The 14,502-nt window shown below is 54.9% G+C and carries 13 protein-coding genes and 2 pseudogenes; 9 read left to right on the top strand and 6 right to left on the bottom strand.

Features of this window, described 5'->3' with window-relative positions; translation table 11 throughout:
• On the bottom strand, positions 1-2,167 hold a 2,167-nt coding region (locus EXE41_RS17535; RefSeq protein ID WP_137691659.1), incomplete at its 3' end, for an ArsR family transcriptional regulator.
• Positions 2,168-2,572: 405 nt separating this feature from the next.
• A pseudogene (locus tag EXE41_RS20065) lies at positions 2,573-2,707 on the bottom strand (DUF5817 domain-containing protein); the annotation flags it as partial.
• 541 nt (positions 2,708-3,248) lie between these two features.
• Here EXE41_RS20065 and EXE41_RS17525 point away from each other — a divergent pair.
• The 3 genes from EXE41_RS17525 (at position 3,249) to EXE41_RS17515 (ending at position 5,141) form a co-directional block, all read left to right on the top strand.
• On the top strand, positions 3,249-4,241 hold the full coding sequence (locus EXE41_RS17525) for a hypothetical protein (RefSeq protein ID WP_137691658.1): 993 nt from the start codon (positions 3,249-3,251) through the stop codon (positions 4,239-4,241).
• A 140-nt stretch (positions 4,242-4,381) separates the two neighbouring features.
• Positions 4,382-4,675, top strand: coding sequence for a hypothetical protein (locus EXE41_RS17520; protein ID WP_137691657.1), 294 nt, complete (start codon positions 4,382-4,384; stop codon positions 4,673-4,675).
• Positions 4,676-4,787: 112 nt separating this feature from the next.
• A complete protein-coding gene (locus EXE41_RS17515; protein ID WP_123619532.1) occupies positions 4,788-5,141 on the top strand; it encodes a MarR family transcriptional regulator in 354 nt (117 codons plus the stop codon).
• A gap of 281 nt (positions 5,142-5,422) precedes the next feature.
• Here the strand turns inward: EXE41_RS17515 and EXE41_RS17505 are convergent, their stop codons facing one another.
• Positions 5,423-5,683, bottom strand: a complete 261-nt coding sequence (locus tag EXE41_RS17505; protein ID WP_137691656.1) for a hypothetical protein — start codon at positions 5,681-5,683, stop codon at positions 5,423-5,425.
• Positions 5,684-5,948: 265 nt separating this feature from the next.
• Between EXE41_RS17505 and EXE41_RS17500 the strand changes: the two genes are divergently transcribed.
• The 5 genes and pseudogenes from EXE41_RS17500 (at position 5,949) to EXE41_RS20060 (ending at position 9,852) form a co-directional block, all read left to right on the top strand.
• Complete coding sequence (locus tag EXE41_RS17500) at positions 5,949-6,197, top strand: hypothetical protein (RefSeq protein ID WP_137691655.1); 249 nt, start codon at positions 5,949-5,951, stop codon at positions 6,195-6,197.
• Between the two features lie 235 nt (positions 6,198-6,432).
• Positions 6,433-7,182 (top strand): hypothetical protein, encoded by a 750-nt coding sequence (locus EXE41_RS17495; RefSeq protein WP_137691654.1) that lies wholly within the window; start codon positions 6,433-6,435, stop codon positions 7,180-7,182.
• Between the two features lie 428 nt (positions 7,183-7,610).
• A complete protein-coding gene (locus EXE41_RS17490; RefSeq protein ID WP_137691653.1) occupies positions 7,611-8,153 on the top strand; it encodes a hypothetical protein in 543 nt (180 codons plus the stop codon).
• Between the two features lie 138 nt (positions 8,154-8,291).
• Positions 8,292-9,193 (top strand): annotated as a pseudogene (locus EXE41_RS17485) (Cdc6/Cdc18 family protein).
• Positions 9,194-9,216: 23 nt separating this feature from the next.
• Positions 9,217-9,852 (top strand): rhomboid family intramembrane serine protease, encoded by a 636-nt coding sequence (locus EXE41_RS20060; protein WP_137691652.1) that lies wholly within the window; start codon positions 9,217-9,219, stop codon positions 9,850-9,852.
• 269 nt (positions 9,853-10,121) lie between these two features.
• Here the strand turns inward: EXE41_RS20060 and EXE41_RS17475 are convergent, their stop codons facing one another.
• Together EXE41_RS17475 and EXE41_RS17470 are read right to left on the bottom strand one after the other, a co-directional pair.
• A complete protein-coding gene (locus tag EXE41_RS17475) occupies positions 10,122-11,120 on the bottom strand; it encodes an IS110 family transposase (protein ID WP_137691651.1) in 999 nt (332 codons plus the stop codon).
• A 481-nt stretch (positions 11,121-11,601) separates the two neighbouring features.
• Positions 11,602-11,766 carry a hypothetical protein gene (locus tag EXE41_RS17470; protein WP_241987279.1) on the bottom strand — a complete coding sequence of 55 codons (165 nt, stop codon included), beginning with the start codon at positions 11,764-11,766 and terminating at the stop codon, positions 11,602-11,604.
• Positions 11,767-12,109: 343 nt separating this feature from the next.
• Here EXE41_RS17470 and EXE41_RS17465 point away from each other — a divergent pair, with 343 nt between their 5' ends.
• Positions 12,110-12,574: a hypothetical protein gene (locus EXE41_RS17465; RefSeq protein WP_137691650.1), complete on the top strand. Its 465-nt coding sequence runs from the start codon at positions 12,110-12,112 to the stop codon at positions 12,572-12,574.
• A 5-nt stretch (positions 12,575-12,579) separates the two neighbouring features.
• Here EXE41_RS17465 and EXE41_RS17460 read toward each other — a convergent pair whose 3' ends face one another.
• Positions 12,580-13,794 carry a hypothetical protein gene (locus EXE41_RS17460; RefSeq protein WP_137691649.1) on the bottom strand — a complete coding sequence of 405 codons (1,215 nt, stop codon included), beginning with the start codon at positions 13,792-13,794 and terminating at the stop codon, positions 12,580-12,582.
• Positions 13,795-14,502 lie beyond the last annotated feature (708 nt).

The following is a 14,502-nucleotide window of genomic DNA, read 5'->3' as shown; positions in this document are numbered from 1 at the left end:
ACTGCGTCAGGAATTCTTCAGCGCCCGCGAGTGCCACAAGGGCCTTTCGCGGCGTTGACGACGCATCTCGGAGTACCTGCTCTGGGGACAGTGCTGCGATGATGCGTCGGAGTTCTACAGAGCGGATATGTCGCGTCTCGGCTTCCGGCTCCAGAGCACGAGCGACGCCGTTCGCGATTGCGAGCGGTGACCGACACAGCCCGTGGAGCACCGATACTGCCTCTGGAGTTGTAAGCAGATTCTTCGCCTCAAGCGCTTCCTCAAGCAGATCTCGGTACTGGGCCCGACTTGTCGACGTCTGGACGGGGACGCGGACACCGATCTCGGGGGCATCATCCCGGATGTCCTTCGGCGAGACGTTGGATCGAAGCTTCTCAGCGAACACGTCCTGGCGGTCGCCGTAATCAGCAAACAGACACCACGAGCCGATGAGCTCACCGAACGGCTCTGCGGCGTTGACATCGACATCCAGTGACCACCGGAGGACCTCGTCACGGTCCTCGAACAGTTGCCGAAACACCGACGCCATCCCGTATTTTGACCCAATCGCCGAGTTGATTCCAACGAACTTCGCGATAGCTGAGAGCTTCTCGTCGGCAAAATCGTTCTTGAACCGGGGTATCCGACCGATTCGGAGGATGTCCACGCCGGCGAAGTCCAGTAATCGAGTCATTACGCCAATCACGCCGAGTGACTCCGTGAGAATCTTCGTCCGAAACGCCGTCCGAGAGCTGTACTCACGGTACTCGCCGTGAGTCATGTCTCGCGTCATTTCGCAAATCTCCTCGAGAACGGCTTGTATGCGGTCGCCAAACTCATCGACATCGTCGACAAGTTCGTCTTCTTCAGCAATCCATCCGAGGCACGCACTGTTCTGTAGAATATTGGGTGCCTCTTGGAGCAGTCGGCGGAACTCACCATTCTCGTCGAGTCGCTCGTCAGTTAGCAGATTGTCCCAGACGAACTCGTCACCCAACGACCGAGCAGTACAGACTGCCCACTGCATCGGATTGTCGACCTCGGCGGCCACAGCGAGTCGATTATTGTCCCAGTCCATGTAGCGCCGAGGAGCCGCTCGATCGTCCCACTCGGAAACCGCCGCATCGACGGTTGCAACGCCATTCTCGGGGGTCGCCGCGACGGCGGCCTGATACGTGGAGCGAGGAAGCGGCTGGATGGTGTGGAGTGCTGGGAGGCGGTCGCGGCTCCAGCCGGTCCCCCCCTCACGTGTGTGCGCGGGTCTAGACTCCACATTGTCGTCAGATTTTCCGGTCCGACTCACAAAATTCTGAAGGGGTTTCTGTTGCGTTCCAGATCGGCCGATTTCTTCGAGGAAACGCACGCCAGCCGGGCGAATTGCGACTTTGCTCCCATCGCTGGTCGCGATACGATCCGTCACGAGTTCGTGTTCGCGAAGCTGGCGTAGGTGGTACGCGACGTTGTTCCGGGACTGGTCGGGGTCATCGTACGGAGCAGCCTCATAGAGCGCCTCGTAGCCGGCTGTCTGGCCGGCTTCCGCGCCAATACGGGCGAGGGTTGCGACAACCTCACCGTCTGTCTCAAGCGCCTCACACGCAGCCGCGACGTGGTCGTCGACAGTTCCGTGAGCGCGCTGGCCTGTATCGCATTGTGAACTCACATCGAACGCTGCCACGTCCGGGACGTTCCCATCCAGTTCGTCGATGTCGATCTCCGGATCATAACTCCAAGCGAAGCGCCGCATCCAGATGGACGACTCAAACACAATCCGGACATCCACACCGTGGCCAAGCCAACTGAGCAGTTGGACCATCTGCCGGCGTTGGTCAGCGTGGCCGATCTCCCGGAATGACTCATCGATCCGCACGGTGAGTGTCGGCGTATGGGCTGCGGCTGCGAGCAACGGTTTCACAACCCGGCGAACATCCGCAAGCTCACCAGGGAACCCGATGCCAAGCGGGCCGAACTCTGCGCTCCCAAAGCTCTCGAGCAGTTCGAGCGCCTGCTGATGCTGCTCGGACTCGACGTCTTTACACAAGCTCAACAGCGTCGACGCAACGATCGACCCGTTCAGGCTCTCTGCGTCTGGAAGCGCCTCTCGGTCGACTGTCCCGAGCTGATCGTCGATAATTGATTCAAGCGTCTGCCAAGCCGCCCCATCAGCGACACCGCCGACGAGTTCGCGCACGGCGAGCGCAATATCGGCTCCGAGGACAGAAACAAGACGCTGCCAGAGTTCACCCGGCCGACTCTCCTTATCGAGGCGTACTGTCCCAGACGACACAGCCGGGTACTGCTGAACCACCCAGAGACCCGCGTCCTCATCACAGCGGAGATCTCCAAGCTGACGAGAGCTATGAATGGGTTTGTCGGGTGTCTCTTGCTCTCCCGTGTCGAGATGCTGATCGTCTGAGAAGGCACCTGTAAGCACCTGTACGCCGAGTGGTTGGCCGACAAGGTCGCGGTCCCATTCGTCTTCAAGATCGGCGTAGCGGCCAACCTCGTCGAACTCAGCGCTGGCGTTACGAGTATTCGCGAGAAGCGCCGCCCGTTGCTCAACAGCGTTCTCCCACGTGTCCGCTCTCGCTCGACGTCGCAACTGGCCATCTGAATACTGACTCCCACACCGAGGGCACTCACGAGCGGTAGCAGCGCCGCTACTGACGGCATCCTCGATGACCCAGTGCTGGCTACAGTTGGAACAGCCAACGACAGCGAAGCGACTCACGCCGCTGGCACGCCTCCATGAGCCGGGTGGTCCTGCATAGTGCGCTCTCCGCGCACGTGCTCGACGCTACGGCCGAAAATCGGGTAATCGGCCGTCTCAGAGACAGCAGAGAGGGTTATCGGCGAAAGCCGGAGATGACTCTCACCACCGCAACCATTAAGACCACTTCGGAAGAAATGAGGAATAGGAACGATTCCTCGGACAGGTGCCATCCTGTCCCTTCCCAAGCGGCCCCTGCTGCCAACAGGGGAACTTCCCCCCTTTCTAAACATCGCCTAGCCGTGCATACTGCGATGTTGCGCTTGCCTCCGTCTTAATACTCACGCCGAGCGTCAGACATACCTACAATTACTGTTATTTTGTCCCGGTGTCTGTATTCGGGCGGTTTACACACCGCTAAATCGGCTAACTGGCAATTGTAATGGGTTCCATGTGGGATCCCTCCTCCGAATCCATCCAATCAGAATCCACGCACTCGGATACAGCTGTGAGTTCTATAAGCAGCCTCAAGCATTTAGCGTCCAACGGTCTCACTACGAATATGTCGTTTCGGGTCAGCTGGCACAATCTCCTTGAGCGGTTAGATGACCTCCCAGAAGGAGCGACGCTCCGGACACCACTCTCGAACGACCGGTTTCAGATAACTGGCGTCCAAGAACACCGTGTCATCATCAGATTCACCGATAGCGGTGAGTCGCGACCGCTTCAAAAAGACCAGTTCGAGACACTATATCGGCGTGTCACCGACTCTACCGATGGGTTCGACCTCGATCGACTCCCACCCGATGCGGATCCATACCCGACGGTATTGAGTCTTCATCCACGATTCGAGGTGAACGACGACCGAGGTGTGATCATCGAGACTGAAGCGCCAACCACCTCATTGTTATTGGACGAGGGCCCGTCTTCTGACCCTGCCCCCGACGAACGGACAGAACCTGACCTTGATGTCTACGCGGATGCGCTCTTGCTCGTCGACGCGCTGGAACGCCACGAGGTGGAGGCGCTCGACGGGGTGGAGACAGGAACACTCATCGACCTGTATACCTTGCTCTCGGGCGTTCAACGGAACGCCAACGACCTCCGCAAGGAGATCGCCGACACGCTCTTAGACCGACTCCATCACGACCGACCGGTCTCGGGATCGTACGGCTCGGTCCAGCGGACTGCTCGGACGAACCGCTCGCTCAAAGACGACGATGAGGTGCTGGACACGCTCGAATCAGCCGGGATCGACCGTGACCGGGTGGTGAGCGTTGATCGGGGGAAGGTTGACGACGCCCTCGAGGTGACTGATGTCGCTGAACGCGACGTCTACGAGATTGAAGCAACCGAGTACGTTCGGAAAGCCGAGGTGGACGAAGATCGCAAGGAGACGCGGCTCCAAGGGCTGAAAGACCAACTTGCGGCGAGCGATGCTGACGACGCCGACCAGCTTCGCGACGAAGTCGAAGAGCTGGAATCGCGGATCGAGGAACTGACCGAATTCAAGTCTGGACAGTCGTATCACACGCGCTCGAATGCTGACCGGTGAGTCGGTCTGGCGACGTGACGAGAGGAGACACGTTACGGTCGACGTCGGCCCTAACGTGAGTGTCTCTCAACGGTCAACGCGAGTCCCTCGAGGTTCTCCAGCACAGGGTAGTTTATCTGTCTGATGTGAGAATTGCTGGTATGGGTGACCCGGATTCTCCAACCGTCTCGGTATCTCTCTCCAGTCCCACGGACATCCCAGCAGTTCTGAACCGAGCTGGCATCGATCACGTGAGTGTCCATCACCACCGACTCCTTGCTATCTACCATACGGCAATTCTCAACGTGACGACTGATCCGCATCAGATATCGGATGCACAAACACTCGAGGTCGAATGCTGGGAGGATCCAATTCCATCTCGTGCTGATGGAAAGTCGTCACAAGATATTCTTCAGGACTTCACCGACGTGTTTGACTCTGCCGGGGACTATTGAGAGATTCACTCCGGTGGATCGACCTGATCAGTACAGCAATCACGACCAATCTCATAACGAGTGTTAGCGACAGAAAGACCGATTATAATGGAGACGCGTTAGCTGTTGGAATATGAGTGCGTCACAGGGTGAAGCCGATCTCTCGGAGGACGAACGTGCGGGTCTTGAACTGGTCCGTGAGACGGGTGGGATTCACCAGAGCGACTTTTGGAAAGAGCTAGATGTCTCTTCGCGAAAAGGAAGCCGACTAGTCGAAGCGCTCGAGAGTGCCGAGCTGATCCAGCGTGAGGAAACGGTGTACGAAGGTCAACGGACCTACTATCTCGAACCAACAGCATCTGATCGTGACTTTTCACTGCTGATGGCGGGCGACATGCTCTCGCCATTCATTGGTGAAGAGGAGGTCGATCCGCAGGCAGACGCCTTCTCCCAATGGCTGATGAACATCACGTACGAGGAAGAGTGACTCTGTTCTCGAAGGGTTCTGGCGGCCTTTAGTCGCCAAATCTCATACTTGTATTGAGGTAGGACTCAATATCCTCAATTGGGTGCCCATCTCGGATGAACTGCTTGTAGTCCTCAAACGCGTCGTCGCGACCAGCGGGGAGGATCACGATTCTGGTCATGCTTTAGTGGAAATCACTAGTCGGAAGCAAATGATTGGCTACAATTTCATTGACTCTGTTGAAATCCTAAGGGGCTGATAGGATTGGCGTGCGAGATACAGAGAGGGGAGTTGGCATAGATTCACACAACTTCCTCAATTGTTTCCTCCCCAAATATCCTCTTCAAATCCTCCCTATTATACAATTCCAAGAGTGGTTCTGCGATGTCTGCGTAGTTCGACTTGTGTGTCTCATCTAAAATAGCAGTACAAACCGTCCACCAGTTTGCGCCCTCAGTCGATGTCTCAATCGATTTAACCCGTTTCTTGAATTCTTCTTTGGTAATTTTGTTAAGGGAATATTCCGTGACTGGTTCCGATAGCCTGTAACCTATATCAGTCATATATTATTCTCTGACAGTCCTTTCTTATTTTATTTGATGCTGCCACACTTGCGCTCTGTATTCAGCACCCTCTTTCTGTCTGGCTTGGGGAGTTTGACCGACACAGTCTTTCATTTAAGCTGAGGGACTACTCGCCAGTCGGGCGAGAAGGATGTGCTTCTCGCCATGGCCGCTCGAATGCCCTCTGATGATATTACGAGATTCTGGTCTACACAAATGTAGTTGAGCGATAGTTTTGTCACAACCGCCTTTCAGAGATCTGTTGATGAGTGCTACTGGAGGCGACGCAGTAGGGATAGCGGTTGGACTTGTCACCGCAAACGTCGCTTATCTGTTTTTGATAGTGTTTGTGTCAATGCTTCTTGGAGTGACTCCGCCGGATATGATTTCAGGCGTATTTTCGGGTGTAGCAGGTCGTTTCGTAACTATGATTGTCGCTATTGGTGGATTGCTAACTGTTGCTGACCTACTTGCTGTTCTCTCTTTCATATCCTCAATAAGCAGTGGTATGTAGATCGTACGACGCTACTTTTACGTCCTAAAATCACGATTGAGATCTATGCGTTCTATATTCAGCGGTAGTGTGCGTATTGATTCGCCGAGCGTTTGTCCAAGTCTCACCAGTTCATCGACACCGTCGAGAAGAGTCTGATATTCATGTGATTCATTCGCGAACAAATATTAGAACATCCAGAATCCAGTATTTATTAACAATCATGGTCCCCGGTCCTTCCTTCCCCAACGAGGATGTGCTTCGAAATCAAATCAGAGAACAGGTCTACGAGCAGAACCGCCAACTTGGCCTCAAACTCCTCGCATATATCTATTCTATCGACCCAGATGATATCGATGTAGATCCAGATTATGCTGTCCCGCGCGGTGAGGCAGTGATGGCAGAAGGATCTGAAGAAGCACTTGAGACAATCAAGTGGCAGCTTAAGAACTTAGGTCGGACTGGTACACTCTATTCACTCATCGGAAATCTCAAAACGCTATTTCCTGACGATGAAGAGCATAAGCTGCTACTGTTCGTTGAACTGAGTGAGTGCCAGCACTTCTTGGAGCAGGATGAACCGTTTGCTGCGCTCATTCGGGGAGCAACATTCCTAGAAAAGGCTTTGGGCGAACGCTTGTCGAGTTCTAGTGATCTCGCGTATCTCATTCAAGAAGCGAGTGACGAGGATATCATTTCGACTGAAGAAGAAAAGTTAGCTCAGTTCGTACGGGAATGCCGAAACGATGCTGGCCATAATTTTTGGCTTGAGACGGAATTTAGTTACGTCGTCCATGAACACGCTGTCCTGACACTGATTTGCCTGCTGAATTCACTGTTAGAGCGCTGGTATCTAACCAGTTGGAATTTGGTGACTCCGCAGATCTCTTCTAGTCGGTGTTTGCGTATCGTTCGTGGTGAGTTCGGACTCAGGTGGGGAGAGAGTGATGGATTACGACAGTGGATTACAAATTCGATGAACGAACGGTACGATAGGCGATTGTGAGATTTGACGATGAGCAGGTGACCATTGGTCCGATTACAACACATGTGTTCATTCAAGTCTGAACTTTCGCTTAGAATCTAACTCTCCAGCAGCTGTCTAACAATTTCACTCTATATGATCCTTTCTCGAAATAATCTGAAGTGATTCATTTAATTAGATCACCTGATGACGAGGCGATGAGATGGAACGAAACAGTGTGGACAAGTATCTCAGCGAAGCGTTAGAGGCTGATGACCCATCGGAGAAAGACTATCACGTCCGACAGGCGAAGCAGTGCGATGTGCTGTCGAAGACGGGGAGAAGTCTGAACCGACCCTAACTACTTCTTCGAGACCTCTGAATCAGAGTTGAGGGCTTGGACCTAGACCTTCGTTGAGTCCGGGAGTGTTCTACCTAGAATTCATTATTCATCCGTCTGTTGAACCCCTATGCCAGCGAGTCGTGAAGCTAGAGTCCGTAAATCATCGGATGCCAGTGTCGATATGCTCTCAGTTCGTGCTGAGGGGGATCTCGAAAGGTCCCGGACGGTGTACTTCACGGATCAAAATCCCGAATTCAAAATAACCGCCACCAATATCTCTGACTCTTCTATTGGTGGGCAGATCCTCGCTCGTGTGGAATTCGATGAATCTGAGGAAAATTACGGTGATGAAACAGCTCACGTCCGCCTCGGCTTAGAGCCGGGTGAAAGCACTACAGAGACACTATCTCCCGATATTATGTCTTACCAGGGCCACGCCGCCGTGAGAATTGACAAAGCGACAATCAGGGAAGCTAGTGAAGAATACGACTATGAGGTCAACAAGATGTCGGGGAATCGTCGGTGGCGAATCTACACATTCATGGTATATGACAGAGATTACTATCGTGTAAACTACCTCCAACCGAGGTACGCCCAGTATGCTGCTGCGATTCTTTCAGTTCTGATCGTGGCTGTCGGTATTATTCAGATAACTGGGTGGACTCCGTAAGATCCCATCCGGAACCATCCGGAACACCCCGAGTTCACTTTATATACCTCGGCAAGAATCCTCGGTGATGTGATAAGCGACGGAGCGGTTTTCGAAGACGACCACCTCCCCGATCCGATTGTCGGCCGGAACAGCCACATGAACGAGGTCACCGACGCCCTCGCGCCGATCGAAGACGGTCAGCGCGCCGAGAACTGCTTCCTCTTCGGCCCCTCCGGCGCTGGGAAGACGACCGTCGCGAGGGCCTCGATGTCCCGTACGGCTACGTGAACTGCTGGCGAGACTACACGCGGAACGCCGTCCTCGAACGACTATCCCGCGGCCTCGTCGGCACCGCGGTCCCGCGCTCCACGTCGACGTCGACGCTGCTTGACCGCGTCCACCGCGACTTCAACGGCCCAGGCGTCGTCATCCTCGACGAGGTCGACCAGCTACGCGAGACCGAGCTGCTCTACGACCTCCACGAGTTTCGCGGGCTCTCGTGGATCGGCATCGCGAACGACGAGATCGACCTAGCCACCGACCTCGACGAGCGCGTTCGCTCTCGCATCTCTGTCGGTTACCGGGTCCGGTTCGACCGGTACGGCGGGGACACGATCGCGGAGATGCTGGAGCGACGGGCTCGTGAAGGCCTCGGGCCGAACGGCGAGAGCGACGAGGTGTTCAAGACGATCGCGTGGCTCTCCGACGGCGACGCGCGTATGGGGATCACGACGCTCCGGGTGGCGGCGCGGAAGGCGAGCAGCGAGGGGCTGTCGAACATCCCGCGGCGACTCGTCGACGACTCGATCTCCGAGGCGGAACGTGAAATTGCCAGGAATACGTACTCGAAGCTCAACGATCACCAGTGGGTTGTCGTCGGCGTGCTTCAACAGGATGGACCGCTGATCCAGTGTGAACCCCACGAGAGATACTCCGAGCGCCACAACGACCCGGTTAGTCTGCGGTACTTCCGTGACGCACATCTGACGAATCTGGAACACTACGGTCTCATTAGTACCAGAAGAAAATCCGGGAAGAAGCTCTACAGTCTTGCGTAAAAAAGAGAGCAAGTAGTATCGAGATGATGTCTTATTTGACCGAATGGGTCAAACGACGGCTCTACACTATTGGGTTAGTCGTGATGCTCGTTCTGTGGTACGGTGTCCAGTTACTAGTTGCGAGTCAGGTAGGCGTCGAGAGCGCTGTAAAATGGTTTTATTTCACTTCTAAGCCGGGTACCGGTTGGTTGTTTTCTCCCATATCACACAATATGAACGACCCTACACACCTACTTGGAAACGCTGTTGTATTATTCATCGGAGGTTCTGTAATCGAGCCCCATCTATCACCTCGGAATTATCTTTCTGTTTTCTTTACACTCTCTGTGGTCAGTACTATAGTACCCGCCGTTGGTGCTATTATATTCGTAGACCCACCTTGGCTCGTTGCTGGAGCAAGCGGGGGAGCGTACGGCCTATGGGTATTTGCGTCGGTTTACCGTTCTAACCTGATTATGGAGGCTCGCGATGTACTTCAGTTGAACAGGTCGTTTGAACCTCGCCATAGTATTGAGTTGCTGATGATTGTGTTAGGGATATTGCTGATAATCTTGGTCCCGGCCACTGATGTTTTGTCACAAAACCGTACCAGTATTGTGGCGCACGTTTCAGGCATGTTATCTGGTTTGATTATCGGTGTAGGTTTTTTGATAGATTGATGTAGTAGTGTGGTCCTGTCGAAATCATCATGAACGGATAGGATTAGCGTGTGAGATACAGAGAATTTCACCTATGGAAACGCTGCTACCCGGGCAAACCACGTCTAACGACAAAATAATTACGCCGTCCGGGGATCTGCTGTTCTCACAACCGGCAGGCGGTCGGAACGTGTCTGCGGTGCGGTCGCTGTCTGGCGATAGCTGACGCTCACGGAGGGCCTCGGCCGGCCACTGAGGGCCGCCGGTCCGGCGGCCCTCAGATCCCTCGTCTATGCGGTTACACCCGGTGGATCGTACGCTTCTCCCCGATCAAGCATATGGTAGATCGATACCAGCATCTTCCGAGCTGCTGCCACGATCGCTTTCTGTGAGTTCTTCCGGCTTGCTAACCGGTCGTAAAACCGACTCAGATACTCGTCGTTACTCGTATGAACTGCGGTGTTTGCTGCTTGTACGAGCAGCCATCGTACACGCCCTGATCCACGTTTCGAAATGCCCCCTTCGATCCGCGAGTCGCCTGACTCGCGGATCACCGGGTTCAATCCGACGTAACTGACAACCTCCTTGTCACCGTCAAACCGGTCGATCCCACCTAACTCCGCGTAGATTGTCAGCGCAGTGTAGTAACTCACACCGGGAATAGTCATGAGCAGCTGGGTCTCCTTCAGAGACCCAGCGCGCTCTTCGATCGTCTCATCGAGCTTCTGAATCTCTTCGGTGAGCGACTCGATCAGGTCAAGGTACGACTCGAGCAGCGTGTCGAATGGCGTCGGGATCGAGAGTCCCCGCAGGGACTCTCGTCCCTCCACGGTTAGCGGTTTCACGTCTTCGGTGATGCCGTGATCGGAGAGGAGTCCATGGACCTTGTTGGCGTACTTGGTACGGTTTTCGACCAGGGTCTGTCGCCCGCGCACGAGTGCGCGGGCTTCCCTGACCTCCTCGGTCGGAACGTAGCTTTCAGGCACCGAATTTAACCGGAGCATCCGCGCGAGTTCTTTGGCGTCAACGCGGTCGGTTTTCTTGTCGGTGTCTGCGATCTGGTTGATCTTTTTCGGATGAGCAACGGTCACATCCAAGTGCTCCGACAGCGTATCGTGGATGTGGTAGTAGTTGGAGGTCGCCTCAAGCACGGCTTGTGCGCCGGCGTACCGCTGGGCGAGGTCGTCGAGGTTCGCGTTCTCGACGCGAACCTCTTCGACGATCTTCCCGGCCTCATCCATCACTGCCACCTGTGCGTACCGTTTGTGGACGTCGATTCCGAGGTACATGATTGGTTCACCCGGGACGCCAGTGCGTGAAGCAGAGATTCACCTATTCGGGCTTTCCCGGATGCCGCGGAGCGCGGCATCCGGGCTGTAACGCCCATGACTCGGCTTCTTTCGCACACGGACCAGTCAACAGAACGTGCTCTGTGGCACGAAATCCAGGTCGGTCTCTTGCGCCCCATATCTTGTTTCACGCTCTGCTAGGGTAGCAGCGTTTCCATCGAGTCAACAGAGCCGCACGGTTGATGTTGACTGTAACGAGAATTCTAGAGGCATTGGTAAAGAGCAAGACAGCTGATCACCCGCCGAGATCGGGTGGTTATAGTAGCTGCTCAACACCGTCGTAATTCCTTATGTAACTCTTGTTTCCCGGTGTTATCTATATGTTACATAAGGAATTGATATCGGACGTCGTGAGAACGAAACCGAAAAACGCCCGTTACGGGTTTGTCGTGCTACCGAGTGGGAGGAATTAGCGCAATAATCACGACCACAGATAGTTGCTTCTTCCATTATCTCGATCTCTCGTCAGTGAGTCCGCACAACTCGTAACGATCTCGTCGATCAGGTCGTCTATCTTTGTGATCTTCTTGTCAAACTTCTCGGCACGCTCGACCGTCTGGAGGTAGTTCTCTAGGTTGCCGGCCACGTCGTCGGCGTCAGAAACTTGCCCGTCTTCAGCCGGTCGACGAGCGAATTCATCTAAGTCACCGTCTCGGGGACGTTCACGAATCCGGTAGCTTCGTCAGCGAAACCATGATCGCACTGCTCGTCGCCGCCGTCTCCGGTTATCAGGTACTTCGGTAAGTGGAGGATAGGTATTCGTAGACCGTGTTTTGGTGGTCAGTTAGTAAAACCCGCTCTCCAAGGCCTCTAATGGATATAATTCGGGTATTGTATCTATCTTGTTTATACCTCCCTTCTGTGAACAAGAAACAGTTACCGTTGCGGTCGGGATTTACCTTCTTCCTCTGAGAGACGTTTATCAAGCCATGAGCGGGCAACTCGATACCGATCCGGCGGTCGCCAGACGCGAGCCACATGAGGAACCCGTCACCAATTACGATTCGAAGAGCGTGATACTACGAGCCGAACGCCACGATCGGATCAGAGTCGAGAACACCGTAACGAATATTTCGCCCGGTCAGTCGATTCCCGACGATCTAACGGTGGTGAAGCGGACGTCGACGTATTTCGGCCCGAAATTAGTCATGGAATCGGCGGGTTCGAACTATCTACTCACGGCACCGGGGCCCGACTCACAGCTGGTCCTCTGGCACACGAGCGAAGGCCCTGACGGATTCAGAAACGAGTGGGCAAAGTTGGCTGAAGTAACCGTGGCGTTCGAAGAGGACCAACCACAGTACGATCTCTGTCCCGTCTGTGGCGAGCCGATGAAAACGCTCGAACACGAGCGCGAAGCCGCGTTCGGCTCGTGTCCGAACACCGACTCCTAAATCGCTTAGAAGTCGTCGAGACCGGACTGTTCCAAGCCCGAATCGAAGTCTCCTCGGACCCGTTGGAACGAAGCCGTGGTCGACGGCGTCACGCCCTTTTTTTCAGCGAGGTACCCCACCAGATTACCGTCTTCAATTTCGGGGTGGAGTTCGCCGGCTGCTAGGGCCTTCTGTTCGGCGTTGACGACCTTCTGAAGCCGGTTCAGTGCGTTCTTCGGAGACCGTCGACAGCGCTCGACTACGTGTTCGGCATCGAGCGACGAGTCTTCGGGGAACACTTCAGAGAGTTCGTCAAGCGGAACGTCGCGGTAGATCCACTCGTTTTTGTCGAACAGTTTGAACGTGATCGTGTCCTCACCGGATTTGGCTTCGGCGTCCTCATATGCCGACGGAGGCATCCGAGGACTCACGTGTGAGCCGCCGATGATGTCGAGGCCCATTCCCAGACCGGCGAAGTCCGCCGCCGGGCGACCTCCAAGACTGTTGTCCCGATTGCCCGGATCAAGGTTGATCCCGTAGAAGAGGACACTCTCCTCGATGCCCCTTCGTGCGATCGAGTTCATCATCGGACGGACGATGTCGACCTTCGCGTTCGCAGTGATCCGCGTCCGGTCGAAGTTGAGGCAGAACGCACGCACCTGCTCTCGACCGTACACATCCATCAACTCCGTCGTGTATTCGTGGCCGAGGATCGGAACAACGCCCATCACGGGCATTTTCGGAGCGGCTCGGTCGGCCACGTCCAAGAACGTCTTGACACTCTCGAGATAGGACCGGAAGGCCGGATCTGAAACCCCATTTTCGGAGTCGACAGTCCGAGCCAACTCCGGCATCAGAGGCACCGTCATCACATCGGAGAAGGACGCGATAACATCGCACAGGTACTCGGCTTCGCCCTCCGAGATCGGCGTGGTCAGCTCGTAAGAGATGAACGCGATCGTCAGTTCATCCTCTCGTGTCTTGTTGTAACCTCTCTGGAGACTCTTGACGATCGCGTCTTCACCTCCTCGGAGGGCCTGCGTGAGGGTCTGCCCGTTGACCGAGCGGTGAAGCTCGTTCACACCCCGAGCGTTCTCCTGAACGGATTCGTGTTCGCGGGTCTTTTTTATATCGATAGCAACCGTGGGAGTGTCGACAGTTACCTCTCCAACCTCTACTCGGCGTAGAGGGGCGAGGATGTCGTCGCCGAACGACTCCGTTTTGACTTTGATCTGGCTCACTTATCGAGCGAGTGAGTTCCACGGAGGTGCGTTCCCAGATCACCTGATGGAACCGTGGCCCTACTTAACGGCTGTCGGAACGTGTTCATTTTCGCCGGCCTACTGAACACTAAGTGTCGTCCGATCCACCTCTCGGACGCGAAGCGGGTAGGACAGCAGGCGCGACAGAGAGTCGTGGCCGGTGGTGCGGCCGTGACCGACTCAGCGCCACACGTTCTTTCGTGAGACATCACGTGTGTAATTCTGGACACGTGCGGGATGTGAATAAGGATTCTGGGGCCGGAGTGAAAGTGAACTAAACAGCGTCAACATCGATTCTTTCTCCCGATTTCGAGTTGGTAAGACGGGGTGTTGAGACTCGATTTTGGAAGTTACAGACATCCGGATATTACACAGGCTGCTCGATGACCTTGATTTACTCGTCGAGTTCTTCCGGCGCGCTCGACGGTCCGTAGGTAGTTCTCTAGGTCGTCGGCCACGTCGTCGACGTTGGGCAACTCGATCGCCTTCAGCTGGTCAACCCGCGAGTTTGCTTTTGTTACCGCCTCACGGAAGTTCGCGGGGCTAATTTTGTCTTGGTCAGTCGCTCTTCAGTAGACTGGCGGAACCAGGAGCATTAGTGCCTCTGGCCCGGCAAAAGCGGGTATGCATGAAGACCGTCCTGCCTTCGGCCAGAGGCTATCGGAACTTGCGGAACTTGGGGTAATA

This window comes from Halorubrum sp. SD690R (genome assembly GCF_005435035.1).
GTDB lineage: Archaea > Halobacteriota > Halobacteria > Halobacteriales > Haloferacaceae > Halorubrum > Halorubrum ezzemoulense.
Note: the sequence above shows the minus strand (reverse complement) of the source record. Positions and strands in the feature narration are given on the sequence as shown.

What these genes read in the sequence shown, in the direction of transcription:
- EXE41_RS20060 (WP_137691652.1), top strand. Translation starts at nt 9,217, where the DNA reads ATGATGTCTTATTTGACCGAATGGGTCAAACGACGGCTCTACACTATT.
- EXE41_RS17520 (WP_137691657.1), top strand. Translation starts at nt 4,382, where the DNA reads ATGGGTGACCCGGATTCTCCAACCGTCTCGGTATCTCTCTCCAGTCCC.
- EXE41_RS17475 (WP_137691651.1), bottom strand. Translation starts at nt 11,120, where the DNA reads ATGTACCTCGGAATCGACGTCCACAAACGGTACGCACAGGTGGCAGTG.
- EXE41_RS17525 (WP_137691658.1), top strand. Translation starts at nt 3,249, where the DNA reads ATGTCGTTTCGGGTCAGCTGGCACAATCTCCTTGAGCGGTTAGATGAC.
- EXE41_RS17465 (WP_137691650.1), top strand. Translation starts at nt 12,110, where the DNA reads ATGAGCGGGCAACTCGATACCGATCCGGCGGTCGCCAGACGCGAGCCA.
- EXE41_RS17490 (WP_137691653.1), top strand. Translation starts at nt 7,611, where the DNA reads ATGCCAGCGAGTCGTGAAGCTAGAGTCCGTAAATCATCGGATGCCAGT.
- EXE41_RS17505 (WP_137691656.1), bottom strand. Translation starts at nt 5,683, where the DNA reads ATGACTGATATAGGTTACAGGCTATCGGAACCAGTCACGGAATATTCC.
- EXE41_RS17500 (WP_137691655.1), top strand. Translation starts at nt 5,949, where the DNA reads ATGAGTGCTACTGGAGGCGACGCAGTAGGGATAGCGGTTGGACTTGTC.
- EXE41_RS17515 (WP_123619532.1), top strand. Translation starts at nt 4,788, where the DNA reads ATGAGTGCGTCACAGGGTGAAGCCGATCTCTCGGAGGACGAACGTGCG.